At 40.9% G+C, this 17,800-nt stretch carries 14 protein-coding genes and 1 pseudogene; 2 read left to right on the top strand and 13 right to left on the bottom strand.

Annotated features, from left to right (window positions below; translation table 11 throughout):
- Window positions 1–244 precede the first annotated feature (244 nt).
- The gene (locus tag FGT79_RS14900; protein ID WP_138753574.1) at window positions 245–1,069 is read right to left on the bottom strand and encodes an oxidoreductase; all 825 of its coding nucleotides are present in this window, start codon (window positions 1,067–1,069) and stop codon (window positions 245–247) included.
- Window positions 1,070–1,148: 79 nt separating this feature from the next.
- Window positions 1,149–1,709, bottom strand: coding sequence for a sugar O-acetyltransferase (locus FGT79_RS14895; protein ID WP_212758580.1), 561 nt, complete (start codon window positions 1,707–1,709; stop codon window positions 1,149–1,151).
- Between the two features lie 155 nt (window positions 1,710–1,864).
- Here FGT79_RS14895 and FGT79_RS14890 point away from each other — a divergent pair, with 155 nt between their 5' ends.
- Window positions 1,865–2,275, top strand: a complete 411-nt coding sequence (locus FGT79_RS14890) for a MerR family transcriptional regulator (protein WP_138753573.1) — start codon at window positions 1,865–1,867, stop codon at window positions 2,273–2,275.
- A gap of 256 nt (window positions 2,276–2,531) precedes the next feature.
- Window positions 2,532–3,056: pseudogene (locus FGT79_RS14885) on the top strand (ISL3 family transposase); the annotation flags it as partial.
- Window positions 3,057–3,282: 226 nt separating this feature from the next.
- Here the strand turns inward: FGT79_RS14885 and FGT79_RS14880 are convergent.
- From FGT79_RS14880 to FGT79_RS14830, 11 genes are all read right to left on the bottom strand, one after another.
- On the bottom strand, window positions 3,283–4,083 hold the full coding sequence (locus FGT79_RS14880; RefSeq protein WP_171056253.1) for a class I SAM-dependent methyltransferase: 801 nt from the start codon (window positions 4,081–4,083) through the stop codon (window positions 3,283–3,285).
- 632 nt (window positions 4,084–4,715) lie between these two features.
- Complete coding sequence (locus FGT79_RS14875; protein ID WP_138753571.1) at window positions 4,716–11,198, bottom strand: Athe_2463 domain-containing protein; 6,483 nt, start codon at window positions 11,196–11,198, stop codon at window positions 4,716–4,718.
- A 5-nt stretch (window positions 11,199–11,203) separates the two neighbouring features.
- Window positions 11,204–12,178: an S-layer homology domain-containing protein gene (locus FGT79_RS14870; protein WP_138753570.1), complete on the bottom strand. Its 975-nt coding sequence runs from the start codon at window positions 12,176–12,178 to the stop codon at window positions 11,204–11,206.
- A gap of 229 nt (window positions 12,179–12,407) precedes the next feature.
- Window positions 12,408–12,632: a hypothetical protein gene (locus FGT79_RS14865; RefSeq protein WP_138753569.1), complete on the bottom strand. Its 225-nt coding sequence runs from the start codon at window positions 12,630–12,632 to the stop codon at window positions 12,408–12,410.
- Between the two features lie 71 nt (window positions 12,633–12,703).
- The gene (locus FGT79_RS14860) at window positions 12,704–12,898 is read right to left on the bottom strand and encodes a hypothetical protein (protein ID WP_138753568.1); all 195 of its coding nucleotides are present in this window, start codon (window positions 12,896–12,898) and stop codon (window positions 12,704–12,706) included.
- Between the two features lie 71 nt (window positions 12,899–12,969).
- The gene (locus FGT79_RS14855; RefSeq protein ID WP_138753567.1) at window positions 12,970–13,647 is read right to left on the bottom strand and encodes a hypothetical protein; all 678 of its coding nucleotides are present in this window, start codon (window positions 13,645–13,647) and stop codon (window positions 12,970–12,972) included.
- 87 nt (window positions 13,648–13,734) lie between these two features.
- Window positions 13,735–13,974 carry a hypothetical protein gene (locus tag FGT79_RS14850; protein ID WP_246096436.1) on the bottom strand — a complete coding sequence of 80 codons (240 nt, stop codon included), beginning with the start codon at window positions 13,972–13,974 and terminating at the stop codon, window positions 13,735–13,737.
- A gap of 11 nt (window positions 13,975–13,985) precedes the next feature.
- Window positions 13,986–14,411, bottom strand: a complete 426-nt coding sequence (locus FGT79_RS14845; RefSeq protein WP_138753566.1) for a DUF2538 family protein — start codon at window positions 14,409–14,411, stop codon at window positions 13,986–13,988.
- Window positions 14,412–14,592: 181 nt separating this feature from the next.
- Window positions 14,593–15,687: a tyrosine-type recombinase/integrase gene (locus tag FGT79_RS14840; RefSeq protein ID WP_138753565.1), complete on the bottom strand. Its 1,095-nt coding sequence runs from the start codon at window positions 15,685–15,687 to the stop codon at window positions 14,593–14,595.
- A gap of 553 nt (window positions 15,688–16,240) precedes the next feature.
- Window positions 16,241–17,095, bottom strand: coding sequence for an oxidoreductase (locus FGT79_RS14835; RefSeq protein WP_246096435.1), 855 nt, complete (start codon window positions 17,093–17,095; stop codon window positions 16,241–16,243).
- Window positions 17,096–17,155: 60 nt separating this feature from the next.
- Window positions 17,156–17,545, bottom strand: coding sequence for a MerR family transcriptional regulator (locus FGT79_RS14830; RefSeq protein WP_138753563.1), 390 nt, complete (start codon window positions 17,543–17,545; stop codon window positions 17,156–17,158).
- Between the last annotated feature and the right edge of the window lie 255 nt (window positions 17,546–17,800).

Genomic DNA, 17,800 nt, shown 5'->3' with positions numbered 1-17,800 from the left:
TATGATGTGACACAATTTTGGAGGGCTAATATTTAGAAGAGATTAATAACAAAAAGAACAGCTGAATATGAGCTGTTCTTTTTGTTATTATTTCGTTTCCTTAGCGGTATGTGAACCCTCGTTGAACTAACTGGCAGGATAGTTCAGAACAACAATGATTACTATGTATACCTGAGCATATTAAACTTGTACAGTAAAAAGAAGCCTGAGTTATGTTTCAGGCTTCTAGGCTTCTTTTGGCTACTTAGAAGTCAGCTCCTACAGAGACTGATTTCGAATCTTCAATTTGTTTCAGTAATCCCGTAAATTTATTTACAGCAATATGATATGCATCAGAGCCGAGCAACAAACGTTGCGGAGGATTGCTAGATTCTATAACATCGATGATTGCATTCGCTGCCTTCTTAGGATCTCCTGGTTCTTTTCCATGATTTACACCATCTACGAAGCCGGAAATAAGTGGTTGATATTCCTCGATAGAAGATTTTGTTCTCGCTGCAGAGCGGCCCGACCAATCCGTGCGGAACCCACTTGGTTCGATCAAGGTCACACAGATATTGAAGGACTCTACCTCCTGTGCAAGGCCTTCGGAAACACCTTCAACAGCGTATTTCGATGCGTTGTAATAACCCACTCCAGGGAATGAAGCTAAACCACCAATCGAGGAAATATTGATAATATGCCCGGAGCGTTGACTTCGCATATATGGCAAAACAGCATTCGTCATATGCATGAGTCCCCAAAAGTTGATTTCAAACATGTTGCGAGTTTCTTTCTCGATGGATTCTTCAACAGAACCGAAATATCCAATACCCGCGTTATTTACGAGGACATCAATCCGCCCGAATCTTTCAACTGCAGCAGTGACGGCTTTTTCGATTTGATCGTTCTTTGTTACATCCAGTTCCACAGCTAGAGCATTTGGGGCATCCCCGACAAGATCAAAGATGGAATTGATATTTCTAGCTGAAACAACTACGTTGTAACCGGCTTTGATGGTTGCTTCCGCAAGCTCCCTTCCAAAACCAGTTGAGCATCCAGTAATCAACCATACCTTATTTTTGTTCATCTCGTTCTCTCCTTGATTTGAAATTTAGCTACAAAGAGAACTATGAACGTTAGAGTAATATCTAAGTCAACAAAAAGTTTTATGAGTCTAAATTCTTTATGCATTTGGCGGGAATTCCTCCGACAACGCAGTTATCGGGAACGTCCTTTGTAACAACTGCTCCGGCAGCAATAACTACATTGTTCCCAATTGTAACTCCTGGAAGGATAACGCAGTTTGCTCCAATCCACACGTCATTTCCTATTTTCACAGGTTTTATTATCGACAGTTTTTCTCTTCTGCCTTTAGCGGTCATCGGGTGGTTAACTGTAGAGATTGTACTATTTGGACCGATCATGCAGTAATCTCCAATAACAACTTCTCCAACATCAAGAATCGTAACGTTGTAGTTAGAAAGGAAGTCCTCTCCAACATGGATGTTCTTCCCGACATCACAATTAAATGGTGGTTGCATATAGACATTGTTCTTACAAGTACCGAACAAATTCTTGATGACTTTTTTTTGCTCTTCAAGATTTGATGTATCTATCTCATTAAATTTTTTACAAATGCGGGTTGCATTTTCTTTCCTAGCAGCAACTTCGGGGTCAAGGAAAAAAAAGGGTTCACCAGCAAGAAGCTTTTCCATTTCTGATTTCAAAATAAAAACTCCTTTCAATTATATATTCCGCAATACTAACCCTTAGAGTAGACTCTAAGTCAACGGGGAACGGTGTTCCGCGAATAACACTTTGACTTAGAGTTTACTCTAAGTTGTATAATATAATTATCTTCGTTGTAGAGGAGGATTATTCTATGGGATACACAATCGGTGAAGTAGCCAGTAAAATGAGGGTATCAGCATACACGTTACGGTATTACGATAAGGAGGGACTGTTACCCTTTGTCGATCGGAATAAATCAGGGAACAGGGATTTCAAAGAAAGTGATTTTGAATGGTTAGCCGTAATCACTTGTCTGAAAAACAGCGGAATGCCTGTAAAAAAAATCAAACAGTTTGTTGATTGGAGTATGGAAGGAGATACCACATTACAACAACGACTTGAAGTGTTTGAAAAACATAAAAAAGCGGTTATAGATAAAATTACTGAGCTCAATAAGCACATGGAAAAAATTGACTATAAAATATGGTATTATCAAAAGGCCATTGATGCTGGATCAGAAGCGATACATTCTCAGCAACCTTGTATATTAGCTGAAGACTAATAAATCTAGTAGAGAACCGTTTGAAGCAATTGATCGTTCAACTAACGGGAACCGTTAGTTGAATGCATCAAGGAATCAGATCGCCGTCGCTGTCGCCAACTTTTTTTGTTGCGATATTTTAAAATAAAGAGCTCCACATATTAGTCATACATAATATGTGGAGCTCTTTATTTTATTTGATTTTCTTGATTATTAATCTTGATAATTTTCAGTCTAGAACTTTATTTTCTTCTGACATCAGAATCCATAAAATAATATTCGAATTGCGGATCATTTTCATGTCCATGGTTATGTCATAGAAGCCTTGCAAGAAGTTCGTAAATCGGCACAACACACGCTCGCCCCCAGAGCAAAAGCACGCTTAAAAGCCAATCATCGACTCTTAAACCCGAAAGCAGAATCACTTGCTCCTGAAAGCAAGAAGTGCTTGGATGAGTTACTGAGTTATTCTCTTCTCCTGCAACGTGTATGGGAATGGAAAGAAGCTTTTACCGAATGGTATGACTACTCATCCAGTGTTGAAGTGGCTAAGCTTGGATTCGAACGTTGGTGTAAGCAGGGAGAACAACTCGACCATGACGAAGTAAGAAGCACACTGAAAACGATGCGAAATTGGCAAGAAGAGATTATTAATTACCATCACTGCCGCTGGACAAACGCCACAGTCGAAGGCCGTCATAATCGTATTAAAGCCAATCAACGACGCCATTATTTTATGAGGAACCGTGAACACTACAAAGCAGGCATTTTAGTCGAATGTAATCGCAATCGACTTCATTAAATAATCAAGCGACTCAACTTTCCGCTGTACCAGTATGTGCGATACGTATCTCCGTATATCGCTCACTGGTACAGCAGAATACTCTTTCTGTCTGCCTCCATATGGATTTCCTTTATCAACGCACCTATCACCCAACATTTCTTAAGCGAAAATGCCACATCCCATTATAATTTCGAATCATCAATATTGAGCACTCCACATGTATTTACATGTTCAATAAAGGTGACTATGCTTTTTTCCCAATCATAGTGTAGCTCATGGGAAGCTTCGCTTCTTTTTCCAAATGGCTAAAAATACAAGAAATATCATGGTTATGTTCCTCATATTCAGTGATATGGATGCCACTTTTAATGACTGCATTGAAAATGGAAGCCAGTGTATGACTGAAGCTGTAATTGGTTGCAGATTCGTAGGTCGTGTTTCCAACATAATCAATACCGGTATTGTTAATCCACGGCTCGCTTTTAAAATAAGAAAATGCGATTTTCATGGGATCTTCAAATTCAGGCTCATCTTCCATAGCCAGCATGTTCAACATTGGATGCATTTCATAAATAACGAGCAAACCGCCTTTTTTAAGCAAGGTAGAGGCAATCTTAAAAAATTTGTTCAAATCAGGAAGCCACGTCAGAGCTCCGATAGATATGTATATCAGATCATATTGATTACTATGTACACTATCAATGTCGTAAACATCCATACGGACGAACGTGCAGGGCAAGCCTGAAGTTGTGGCAAGCCCCTTGGCTTCCTCAATTGCGTGATCAGAAATGTCAAACCCAGTGCCGCTTTGTGCACCTAGGTTGACCAGAGACAATACTTCCCTACCGTTGTTGCAGCAGAGCTGCGCCACGTTACGTCCTTGCAACCCTAGTCGGAGAAATGTACGAGTGATGTGTTCATCAAGCGTGGAGTAGCCTTTTGCTTGAAAAGCCACACTTAATTGGATCGGGTTATGTTTCTGATGAATGGGATTCACTTCATTCCAAGCTTCACGGTTGGATTCTGTATATGTTTTGATGTTCAATCGAGCCACTCCTTGATTATTAGGTTTATTGCTTCTTCTGTAATTTCATATACTTCAGTAAAAAAGCTAATATTTACCATTGATACGCGCCTGACCTTAAAAAGTTTCAATTATAGAATCATTCGACAAAAATGGACTCAATGTCTTGAGCCGTACTGCCACATCTCATTTATTGATTCAGAACCATCAATATTAAGCACTCCGCTAGTGTCATTACGGTACTAAACTATTAATTGAACACTAGTGATTCTATACATATTTCAATTTTTCGCTGTATCAGTATGTGCGAAACGCATCAGGGTATTATCTTTTAGGCGAATATTCTGATGGAAACATGGAGGTATTAGCTCACCTCGTCAAGTACTGATTTTGAGGTTGAGCCATTAATAATAAACACAAAAAAAGCATTTCAGTTTGGTTGAAGTACCCATTGTATTACATTTTGTGACACATCATAAAGGATGTACTATATATGCAGAGTTAAGAAGCGATTAATAAAATTTAAGTTCACATATCACAGTAATTTAGAATTAGTGGATAATTGAATCGGCCTGCATTCCACCATCTAGTTTTTTTATAGAAAAAAGAAAACAAGTGGAGTAGACGAAAGAACGTCCACCCCACTTGTTACTTTACCAACCCTTATGAAACTCAAAAAATGACGTCCAGCTGTCTTTTATCTGTATGGTGACTTGTGTTTCTTTCACTACTCCATTTGAATAGGTGGCTTTAAACGTAAAGATATAATCCCCATCCTTGAGTGATTCTAGTTTTACCTGCGCTTGCTTTGCACCAATAAAACCATCCCATCCTTTTTGATCAGTGGAACTGAGGCTCGTGCTGCCGATACGTGCAGCTGCTACTTCGACCTTCGTTGCTTTGGTCGTGCTAATGCCGGTATCGGTTGTTCTTACTCTCAATTCAAAACGTTCACCAGCCCAAAACGTTGATGGACTACGAATCTCTTTTGGCTTAACACTATTCCATCGAACGCGATTTGCTTCCCAATCCGCTGTATGCAAGACTTGGCCCGTTATCCCAAGTGGCAGCACAGCGATTGTTTTACTCACGACAATGGGATCCGCAATGCCATCTGACACGGTCTGCTTCACATGCCAGTTACCGACCTCGAGGAGCTGCAGTACTGGGCCTGTTTTCGGATAAGTCGAAACACTACGCACGAGCGTATAACTAAAGCTTCGCTTTACTCCGGATGGGCTGGTGAGCTCATAAGCCACAGATAGCGGATCTCCATCCTCATCGTTGACGTTAGATACAATCGTAACCGTATCTCCCTCATAGACCGGCTGTGGCGACCAGCTAAAATCTGCTGTTGGAGCTCGGTTTGTACTAAAGTGAATATAAGCGTAATAGCCTTCATTTCCAGCTATGTCATAATCTAATACCGTTAACCGGTATTCTTGGCCAGCTACAAGACCGGCCACGCGATACGACTTGGCCTGCAGGGGAATCGGTATACTGTACTCGGCTGTGCCATCTTGATTCAAATCGATGTTTGTCACACTGCCATTGCTGTTTACCTTCTGCAAATAAAACGTCCGTGATGCATGGCCAGAGGATGGCATTGGATCGCTGAAAACATTAAACTTCACGGTGACCGCTGTAGGCTCCACCTCTAGCTGTTCATTCACATCTGCTGGCTTAACGGTATCAATAAAGAAATAACCATTGGATGAGTACGGGCCCCACATGAAGCCATCGTTCGCTCTGGCTCTCCAGTAATATAAACCATCAGCAAGAACCGGCGGCGTGTAGCTAGCAGCAGATACAGCCGTTTCTGTATCGACCACTTTAACACCATCCGATACGCGATAGACCTCATAATCTATAGCGGTAATCGGATGGTTCTCCGGATCAACTGTGAACACGCGCAGCTGCGGCCGGTTGACGTTGGTATAGATCGGGTTTGCTGCATCAGCTCCGTTATAAGACAGTAAATGCGTCTCTGGCGGTAGATCCAACACGAAATAACGAATATTACTTAGGTTTGACCAGGCTCCTTTTGAATAAACCTGACCTTGTACCTTAACCACTCTGCCTGGATGGATCATGCCCTCCATAAGCTTAAAGCTCTTTTCTGCACCGGCATAGTCAATGTAAAGCGCAATATCGTTATTATCAACATAGTTGAGGGATAAACGATATTGTTCTTGCGGATCGTTCTCCTGATCGGCATACGTCCATGTAATCGTTGGCTCTTTAGCAAGCACAGTAGGAGCTGCTGCCGTTGTTCCGCCTGGATATGTGATCGTCATGACGGGCTTTGTTTGATTTGTTACCGGTAGAGCTGGTTTGTAGATCGATTGCTCGGCCCAATATGACCAAGCACCGTGGAGATCCTTTACCTGCTCTTGAATAATGAGCTCGACACCAGGACGGCTATAAAAATTACGTTTACCCGTTGTCCATACCGTTTCGTCTGCCCAGCGCGTCCGGAACACTTTATCGAGCAGGCGCTGCGGAATGTCCGGATCGAACGAGGTGTCGAACGTCTCGTAATCGAGTGCTTCCCCTTCAGCGTAAACAAGACCTGTGAACCTCACATCTGGCAGCGCAATCGGTCTACGATGAACATAGAGCAATTTAGTTGTGGGTTCTGACCATTTACTATAGGCTGGTAATCCAGGGTTGTCATTTGCCCGATGCGTAATCTCATATACACCTGGCTTTTCTAACGAATTTATCGTTGCCCCGTATGTCTTCCCATTGTGCATACTGAGCCCCTCTGGATTTTCGAAAATATTAGAGTTATGCGCATAGCTCCACTCTTCCACTGACTTCGGATCATCTTCGATATCCGTAAAAATCTTGTCATAAACAATGGTATCGTTAACGAGCACTGCCTCGTACTTCTCCTCTGTATACATATCTCCGTAGTTATTCTTCTTCACACTAGAGAATGAAGCAGAAGATTGTCCAAGTGACATGATTCCTGCAGCACCTTTTAAATAAGTGCTATCCACGGCCTCTAAGACTTTTGCATGATTAATGAATACCTTCAAGGTTCCGTTAGCAGCTTCGACCTTAAACGGATAGGTCGTAAATGCTGAACGTGGTAAAGCTGCTGCTTGTAGGCTCGTTTTCACACCATTCACTACCTTATATAAGGTAATCGTGTCTTTACTCCACTCCACCGCATACATATTCTTCTCATTTTGAATCTGGAAGCCTGCACCTATAACTTTATCGTTTTTGATATCGTTCACGCTAACATTAAATTCGAGTGCATAATTCTTCATTACGCTTCCTGAATCATAGAGCAATCCGCCCCAATCATCATTAAATATCCCAACGGTATTCGCATCAATATCTTGAGGACTTGTATTTCCTGACGCTGACACCATAGGCGTAATACTATTGGAACGAGGGCCAAAGAGAAAAACTGATCCATTGGGTAGAACGGGAGTTACCTTAAAGAAATCGTTGTTGTTACTGAAATCAACCGGCTTGTCTGTATAATTCTCAGATATCATGGTCATACCTTTTGAAACATTAAACAAGCCGTATAAATCCTTATTTAAGTTTCGTATCCATTGAAAACCGAAAAAATCGCCATTTGATAAAAGTCCAGGCTGATGAATAGCACCATAGCCGTTTGTAGGAGCATTCAAAAGTAATGCACCTGTTTTTGAAAAGAGATAATAGTCATAGAAATTGGTTATCAGAATGTTGCCATCTGCTCTAACGACTGGACTATATGGGTGATAATCTTCCGTAAATTTATATTGGCTTACTATACTCAAATCGTTAGCATTATAGGTTGTAAACATCATCTTATAAGGTGAGCCATTCGCTCTATAATAGCTGTTGTAATAGAGATACTGTCCATCCTCACTTTGGGTTACTCCAGAAAATTTAAATACGGAATTATTAAAACCTTGCACTGGAGCCGAATCTATTCGAGTTCCGTTTGGCAATATTTTTGTAATGATATTCCCCGATATAAATATCGTGCCATTGGGAGTGAATACCGTCTTAGGGTAAGAAGATTGTCCCCCCCAATTGCCGTATTCTGATCCTGTTGCAATCCAAACCACAGAACGCGACTCAAAATTGTATTTGTAATAGTCTGTTCTGACTCCACTCGATTTCGAATGTTCTACAGCAAGGATCGCTGCCTTGAAATCAGGTGTTAGCTCTAAGGTTCTAGCCGTAATGCCAGCACCGCTCTCAATACCGCTAATATTGAACGTATGGGTCTCTATCGTCTGTCCATGATTCATTGCTCTAATAATTCTTACAGAGGACTGATTAATAATGTTGAAATTATAGAAGTTTTCATCTTCCTTTAGCATGGTCAAGTAATTTGCAAAGGGAAAAGAAAATTGAGGGCTTAATGCTTCACCCGTAACCGCATCTTTTTCTGTAAAATAGTATTTTTGCCACCTACAATTGCAAGCCTCATCAATCGGGTCCATATCAAGACCGCTGCTCATAAAAGATGTGTATACGCGATTGTTGTTAAATATAAGCTCTGCAGTTAGGCTTGTGGATATATCATAAGATCCGTTAACAAATTTCTGAACTTCCCACATCGGCTTGATAACAAGATCGGTTGCAAGGGAATACTTATTCCGCGAATTAAGTCCCATACCCGCGTTTGGATAACTCAAATTAAAACTAACCATTTCACCTATTTTTGTGCTAATGGCTGAGCTATCCGTCTTCCACGCTATCTTGCTCATGTCTCCACCAGTATATGGCCGCTTGGCTATCCAAGAGCGGTAAATAGAATCTGAACTGTAGTTCGTTATCGGTGGCGAACTATCTTCACCTTGCCCTGGTTGCTGCGTTATACCAAATGCGTTGAAATTAACCGAGGGTGCGTAGTTAAGAATATCGGTTGTGGCCAGTGCTGAAACACCCGATTTCCCGTAGTCCTCTGTAACGGTAGCGCGATATTGTCTTTTACCCACTTTCGTATAACTCAGCGCGTGAGTTGTCTTATAAGCACCGTCATACAGCTTCGTCCACGGCTCGTCCTCAAAAATTCCATCTCCGTTATCGTCATATCGCTCCTCTAGCAGCAAATGTACGATCAGGTCCGCATCCGGACTCTCGGCTTCAAGGTACAGCATAAATCCACTACTACGATAGGCTTCTTCAGGTGCGATTACTTCCACTGTAGGAGGCATGTCGGGTACAACTTCCATCAGCAGCTCCGCCCAATCACTCACTCTACTGGTTGTGTCATACACTCTTCCTTCCAGCAAGTACTCACCTAATGCTAAATTATTTACAGTAGGAAATCCCATTACATAACCAGCCTTACCTACCTGACTGTACTTCATCTCGGATCGACTATGATCAATCGAAACACCACGACTTGAGAGCGGTGTATAAGAGTTATTCAGGTGATAGGGTACAGGAAACGGCCTACCTTCGATAACCTTGGATGCTCCAGCAACAATAGCAACCGGCTTGGGATCAATGACGTTTAACGTTGCATCCGCTGTCGCCCATCCACTGCTATCTCTTACTGTGATCGTCGCTCGATAAGTACCTGGTGCTGTAAACGTTAGATCGTGGTAATCATATTGTGTTTTATCTGGCAATAATGGATCTAAGTTTGATGAAAACTTCCATTCCATGCTATCGAATCCATTTGAACTGTTCTTTAATGACGATTTTTCACCGGCAATGATAGAATCAGGCTCAAACCGGATAGCAGCTTTCAGCTCAGGTCTTGGTGTTGGCGTAGGTTCAGCACTTGGAGTTGGTGTTGCCTTATCTCCGACGTTAATCGTTAATTGTGCCCACTCAGACACCTTATTAGCGCTATTGGTTACGCGCAGCTCAACCAGATATTTTCCTTCTAGAGCAAAATCCTTTGTAACCGGCTTCTTCTGCAGCGTTGTTCCTGCAGGAGTTTTATACTTCCATTCCCTAACGGTAATTGCTTCCTTACCAGGCGAATAAGAAAGAATGTCATCCAGTTTTGGATCCACGTTCGGTTTAATGGATAGTTCAGGCTCTGTGCGATGATCGCCATCTTTATGACTAATAATCGCTATTGGTGCAGTAGGCTCATTTGCTTTGTTTACCATGATTTGAAAGGCTTTGACGTTATTCGTCTTATCCGTCTCAGTAATCTGGCCACTATAATCGGCCTTTGCCGACAGTTTCTTTAATCCACTCGTCGCAAAGCTCGTGCTGAAGGTGACTGTGGACTCTGCACCAGGAGCAAGGTTGGTAATCGGCTTTGTTGGCTCCGGTGAAATGCCAAATAGGCCCACTAGGAAGGAGCCACTATTTTTGTTTCCTTTATTTTTGACCGTCACATTGATCGTTGCCGCTTGGCCAACATAAACAGCATCAGGGTGTACGACCTTGGTCACTTCGAGATCAATGGTTTCAATGACGATATTTGGGTCTGGCGTAATCATTGGTCTAATAAGAAACATCTCATACCACCAAGAACCATCGGTCCATTGGCTCCACATTTGCACTACGCCTGGTGTAAAGTCCGTTGGCTTTTGTTGAATAATAGCATAGTCTAGCAAGGTGTCTGCCGTCCAGCTTGCTCCTTTAAGTGCGTTATAGCTGGTTATAAAGTTCGTTGAAGAAGATGGTTTGTTATATGGATCTACCATTCGAGCTAGCCATGAAGGTGCTGCAGGATCGCGTGAGAGTTTTGTTGATTCTTGAATATCACGCCTTCTACCTTCGGCTTCTTGCCAAGGCTTTTTAATCCAGTTTTTAGCAACGCTACCGGTTACACTAGAGTCCGGAGGAAACTTCCAGTTTCGATACACGCTACCACTTGCATCCCAACCAAGATAACGAAACTGTCCCGTTTTTTTATCCGTTTCATTTCCAGATACATCAGATGGGTTCCCATACACTACAATAGACTCACCTATATTTGATTGATTTAATAAATACTTCTCATTAAGTACCTTGCAGTTTGAACTCATTTTCGGTATTTTGTAGGCTGTTATCATCGTTTCAGCCTTTGTACCGAAAGTCGGTGGACTTGCACAACTTGCAGCTCCTACTGACTGAGGGTAGAGTGGAATTGATGTAATAACTACGACAAAAAGCAATAAAAAAAGCAACTGCGCGCGCAGCTGCTTAATAAATATTCTACTCATTTCTTTTAACCTCCTATCCAAATAACTACACCAATATTGTCACTTGCTTTATAGATCACTAAACTTCTACCATCAAGTGTTGTTTCAAAGTCACTATCTTTATCTTTTGCTTTTAAACCATCTACTTTGACATAAGCAGCATATGCTTTATCGTATGATTTTGGATAATATGATTTCAAAATGTCCTTTACCAACGCTTTTACATCGCTGTTTGCATCAAAAATGTTTAAATAAGTTGTTTTTTTACTAGCATCATATTCTAGCCATACATTGTTGTCATCAAAATTATCAGTTCCTTTTAAGTTAACACCTACTGCACCACGACTAATTGTTGTGTTACCTTTGAAACTCGGTAATGAGTGAATTAAAGTATCCAACTCTTTATCCGTTTTTGGGTAAGCCACCGGCTTAACTTGAGGATTCTTAGCTTTCAAAGTATTCGCAATCATAACAACTGCTTCAGCTCGCGTAGCATTTTTGTCGCCGCCCATCGTTCCATCCGGATAGCCTTTCATAATTCCATTTTGTTTAGCTATTGCAAGGTATCCCGATTTTACGCCTTCAGCATCTTTGCCAAGCGCTCTTACAGTCATACGAGCAATTTCTTCACGAGTTATTTTTCTATTCGGCTCGAATTGCGAATCTTTATAATCGGCCACTTTAATAATAGATTGTTTGAGCCCCGTTGAGATCGATGCGCGAAACCAGCCTGTGTCGTCTGTAAAAGGCGTATCAAGATCCTCGAGTTTATACTTCATCGCAGCAACAAGCGATTTGGTAAACTCAGCGCGAGTAATATTATCATTTGGCTTAAAGCTCGTTGCGGTGTACCCATTAATCCAGCCTTGGCTCACCGCCGTATCAATATCCGATTTGGCCCAATGTGTCTTTGTATCCGTAAACGCAGCTGCTGCTACCGATTGGGCTGTAAATAATACGGCCACTAACATTGTTAATATGGTCAGCTTCATTTTTTTCATTGAATTCACTCCTATTTCAATTTTGTTTAAATTCTTACTACCGAATCTGTTTCTATCCTTCACTTATTGCAGCTTCACTTCCTCCCTTTTGATTACTCTTATATGAATTAGCATCACCAACAAATCTTTACTCTATAAAGATATCAATTTTATCATCTAAAAAAGTTAGCAATTCGTATGCAAAAAGTATGATTTTATTTCAGACTATGTATAGGTACTATCAATAGATCTAGACCTCACCTCGAGGATCAAGTTTCTCAATAATGCTATTTGCCAATAGGACGAGACGTTTCTCTTGTTCACCAACTTGTCTACTATCCATTTCTTGTTTTAAATATCGGACTTCATTCCTCAAATCCGCTATCTCTTGGAGATGTTTAAACATAAGGTCTTTAAGGTGTTCATTCTCCTTTTCTAAGACGTTAAGGTAGTGCTGATCTTGCTGATCGCTCATTTCCTCACCTGATTCTTTGAAGATATTAAATCTTAGCCTAGCTTTTATACGAATCTGAGTTCAGTCAGTATTTATTTCACTGGATAATTTATTATCGCAAAATGCGTCACATCTGTAATCGGCTCTCCATCATTACCAAACCATTTATATATGCGTTCAGTTGTATCAAGCTGGTGCATCCCAAAGCTGATCCATAGACCGCCAGAGACAAGGTGCAATACATGACTTTCCGGCAAGCTTGATTCGTATTCTATCCATTCAATCACTTCAAAAACCTCCCTATGATTTTCATTATTCAGGGTTGCGAGCTAATACGTTAGGATATATAAAAGCGTTATTACTCATTATTACGTTCCTTTAATGCTTCAATGTACGGAGCGTGGTATTTCTCTTCTCCAGCCAGGCGGGCTGCTATGGCTTTTTCCATGGTGTCATGCGACCCTAAATAATACGTTTTATTCTTTATCCTAATTGATGCTCTATATTTCAAATTTCCTTTCTTGTCTCGATGATAGTACACACCTTTAACGCCTGTGGTACTATCTGAACGCAGTTTACTTTTGAGCAATGGAACAAAAATGTCTTCTTCATAAAGATTTTTTTTGTTATGCTCCTTCAACTCCTCGCCTACCTCTGCGCGTCTACAACCACATGATTTAGTTGTTTCATCTACAAGCTTAACGCCCTCAACTGAACAACTGTTACCACATTTGCATTCACATATCCAAAATACTTTTTGGCTCTTTCTCTTTTTCGGATCTCTCCTTAAAACCTTCAATTTCCCAAAGGAACGACCGACCAAGTCCACCATGTTAGCTTGACTGGTCAATTCAGAGTGCAAACACCCACAGGACCTCGTATGGTTATTTCTCAGATTAGGCATCGTGACAATGATCGGATCGCTATTACAACTGCACTGGCATAACCAGCGGCGGGTGTAGCCTTTACGTTCCACTTCTTTAATTACTTTAAGCCGGCCATACGTATCGCCGGTCAAATCTATTAAATCAGCCATAAGACTTCTCCTTATACAATCGCTATCAGCCTCTATTCTAGTTTGGCTTTATAAACAAATTTATTCATTATTTTTATCGTAGAACTGTTAACGATAATCAATCAATTCCCTAGCTTCCTGAATCGAGGTAACCATCTTAGACCGCTTGGCACCAAAATCAACACGAAATCCAGTATCATAGGAGTATTTTTTGATTTCTTTACCCTTGTAAACCTCAATTACTTCCACGTAGTCTGCTACTGGATCGAAGCAACGTTCACAGATTTCCCCATCAAAATACGCGTTACATGGCAGGCAACTCTTGGGCATAATCATCAGTCCTTTCACTACGAACGCCTCTATTCAGATACATCGATTACGAATCGATCCCTGCGGATTTCTAAAGACTGCACAAACAACCTGTACACTTCATCATTAGCGTTACCTAACCAGCCCGCTAAATCAAAGTAATGTTTGCTGCCGGTATATAATTCTACAGCGGATTGAACTAAACCACGGTATGAACTGGATAGTTGTCCGACTATAGTCGGTTCCACCCAATATCCATTTTCGTCGTTATCATCTTCTCCGATCCACTCTCCCCAATACCAACCAATTGGTCCGCTCGATTTATTCCAGTCAATTCTATAAAAAATCTCTGGATGAGATACAACATAGCAAGCTGCAGTATACTCTGGATTCTTATAGCAATTAAACTTTTCTAGCAGCTGAGTGAAGTTTACTCCGTGTTGTTTGGAAGAAAACCAAACATCTCCCAGGGTCATGCCATGTTGAGTCGGCTTCCCTGACTGTTCTTTATCTGTTTATTTCACATTGTTCATATCCAATTCGATGCACCCTCTCGATTTCATTATGTTGTATAGTCGTACACGTCACTACTATTTGTTTAATGCTTCTCTACCAATACATGTTTTGTAATATTTTCTATCGTTTACATTCTAGTTTCTATTTTCCTTGTTGATAATCCTCCAACACCTCATCCGGAAAATTGGTATACGTCTGCAGATAGCGATCATTCGAGTGGCCAAGCTCACGTTGCAAAACTAATTTATTACCGCTGGTCTTGATCGCTAGATAAACTGCATACGTGTGACGAAAATCATGTGGCGCAAGTGGATTAATTTTCCGGTCTGGATCTTGCTGCTCCGCATCATGCCACTCACCAATGCGATGTATCATTTTATTTATCTGTCGGACGCTTAACCGACCAGGACCAGAACTTGCTGTCCCTGCTCTTAAAAAAAGTGTATTTTCTTCTTCACCGGCATCTAGCGTCCGCTCAAAGTCTAGATAATCGGCCAATGCTTCGCGAGTATCTTTATCACTTATGACCTTCCTTGATTCTGTCCTGCCTTTCCCCTTTATTCGATTAATCTTAAACACACGCGCAGCACGGAGCTGATCCGGATCATTAGGTTCAATCTGTTCTAGATTGAGGTTAACAAGCATTTCGCGCCTTATTCCACTACTGAGAAATAAATAAACGATCGCTCGGTCACGCTTTGGTCTGGCATTTTTTCGTAGAGGAGCCTCCTGATCCCTCCAGGCGCGCCCCTTTACGGTATAAAACCTTTCCAAGCGATCTAATAAATTAATCAATGATCTTAATTGCGGCTCAGTCAGCGCCTTTACATCTGGTGTTGGCAGCTGTATATCACGAATGCCTCTTCCCTTCGTAGGATCCTCTGGCAACAAATGAGGCCTTTGTTGATTTAGCCAGGTCATGAATAGTGAAAGATGTGCTCGATGGTTATTCACCGTTGCTGCAGCCATCGGTACCCCAATTCCTTTACCGTCCTTATACAGATGATCGAGCCATGCTTTAACATCCCTTTTGGTCACCATACTAATTCGATCATGACCGTATAGGCTTTTGAAGAAATCAATAAATCGCTGCAACTGCTTATCAATTTTTTGTTCGATATTTATAGAACGATCACCGTGAATTTCCTTCTCCATGAAGCGCTCTTTCCAAACCGCTAATTGGTCTTCTTCCTCTTGATAGATCGTCGCAACCTTCTGAGAACTCTTTTTAGACACTTATGACAACTCCTCAATGCATGTTTCTGATTAGATTATATCACAAACAGTTCCTAGAAGGTATCTTCTAGGAACTATTGTTATTTTCACGTTAGTGAAGATGACCAAGATCAGATCTGTCCAGCGACAAAATGATGACCTGTATTTGCTTTCTGTGGATCTGCGACAAGAGATGACCTGTTTTCCCTATATAATTATTCCTTCAAGAATGTTACTATTCGGACTAATTAATATTGCATAATTACCTTTTGTCAGAAGAAAATAAAGTATTTTCTTAGTGCTTAGGTTAAGATAAGTCCCCTGTTTAAGCACTACATTCTACCCGCGTACGTTCTTTAAAAGGTGATTGGAAATGAAAAATAATGAGGAGGACGTGACCAAGCGAAGGCGCTGGAGCGTTCTTTTTATTAAACTAAGGGGGAGATTAGTTGCATGAGAAAATTAATTTTATCTTACAGTTTACCACCTATGTACATGGTCCAACTTACTCTTTATTGAATAATAGGGTTGTCCGACTATGAAAGTCAGACAACCCTTTAATTTAATAAGTGCTTTATTCTTTGAAATCGGCGTTAATCGTTGTTTCTTTCCATTCTTCGATACTTGCAAGTAAGTTTGTGAATTTATATGTGGCTGCTTTATATGCTCCTTCTCCAAGGAGCAGGCGAAGCGGAGGCTTTTCTGCTTCAACGACTTTTATAACCGCTTGTGCTGCCTTGGCAGGGTCGCCAGCTTCTTGCCCTGCCCCATGCTGGACAGAATTCAGCATTTGGCCAACAAACGAATCCTTCAATTCAGGAATAGTTGTGTCAGTTTTAACCGAAGAACGACCGCCCCAGTCCGTACGGAATCCACTTGGCTCGATCAGTGTCACATGAATGTTGAAAGGGGCTACTTCTTGCGCGAGACTTTCGGAAATACCCTCAACGGCATATTTTGTTGCGTGGTAATAACCAAGTGTCGGGAATGAAGTTAAGCCGCCGATTGAAGAGAAATTAATGATATGGCCAGATTTCTGGCTTCTCATTTGCGGCAACACGGCGTTAGTCACATGCATGAGTCCCCAAAAATTAATTTCGAACATTTTGCGAGTTTCTTCTTCTACACTTTCCTCAACCGAACCGAAATAACCTATACCAGCATTATTCACGAGCACATCAATACGGCCAAACTTCTCAATCGTTTTGGTGACAGCACTGTTGATTTGATCTTGATTGGTCACATCTAATGACAGAGCCAGTGTGTTTTCTTCAGATTTAGCTGTGATATCATGAATCTGCTCCACATTGCGGGCAGTCACGACAACTTTATATCCTGCATCAATCGCATATTCCGCAATATGACGGCCAAATCCAGTTGAGCATCCAGTAATAAACCAAACTTTATCTTTTTGAGACAAAATAATCACTCCTTCAAGTTATCTATTTCGAAGTTTACTACTTAAAGTAAACTTTAAGTCAATAGGGGGCTAAATTAAAGTTTCTTTACTTGTCATCTTCTTATGCATCAAGATATCATAAATCGCGATTTTGCGAATGATTTTTTCGAGATGAAATTGCGTTTGCGCTACTCTTTTCTCCACTTTCACTTTGTGCTCGGACAGAAAATTCCTCCTTGCATTTAGTGTCTCATCTCCCTGACGAATAAGCGTTGTATAGTCTTTGATCTCCTCGATAGACATGCCAGTATCTTTCAATGCAACAACTAATTCGAGCCAATTCAAAACTTCGTCTGTATATTCTCTTCTCCCACGAGAATTTCGATTCACATTTGGCAGAATCCCCTCTTGCTCATAATAACGAAGAGTAGAGGCTGTTAATCCCGTTATTTCTTCGATTTCGCTTATACTATATTTCATAATTATCCCCTTCAATGATTCAAGTTGGCTTTAATTAAATTATACAACAGTTTCACCCACCCAACTAATCTCCCCGCTGTAGAGTGGTTGAGAGAATGTAATGAATATCGTGGGAGAGATATTTTTCTCAAAAATATAGAATCACTAAACTAACAGCGAACGGTTAGTTCAATAAATAGGCTTTTACCACTTAGAGCAACATGCTAAACTAACTTTCCTAAATTTAAGTCTTGATAAACTCAGAAAATAAAGTTG

Source organism: Paenibacillus sinopodophylli, assembly GCF_005930355.1.
Classification (GTDB): domain Bacteria; phylum Bacillota; class Bacilli; order Paenibacillales; family Paenibacillaceae; genus Pristimantibacillus; species Pristimantibacillus sinopodophylli.
This window is presented reverse-complemented; position numbering and strand designations above follow the sequence as displayed.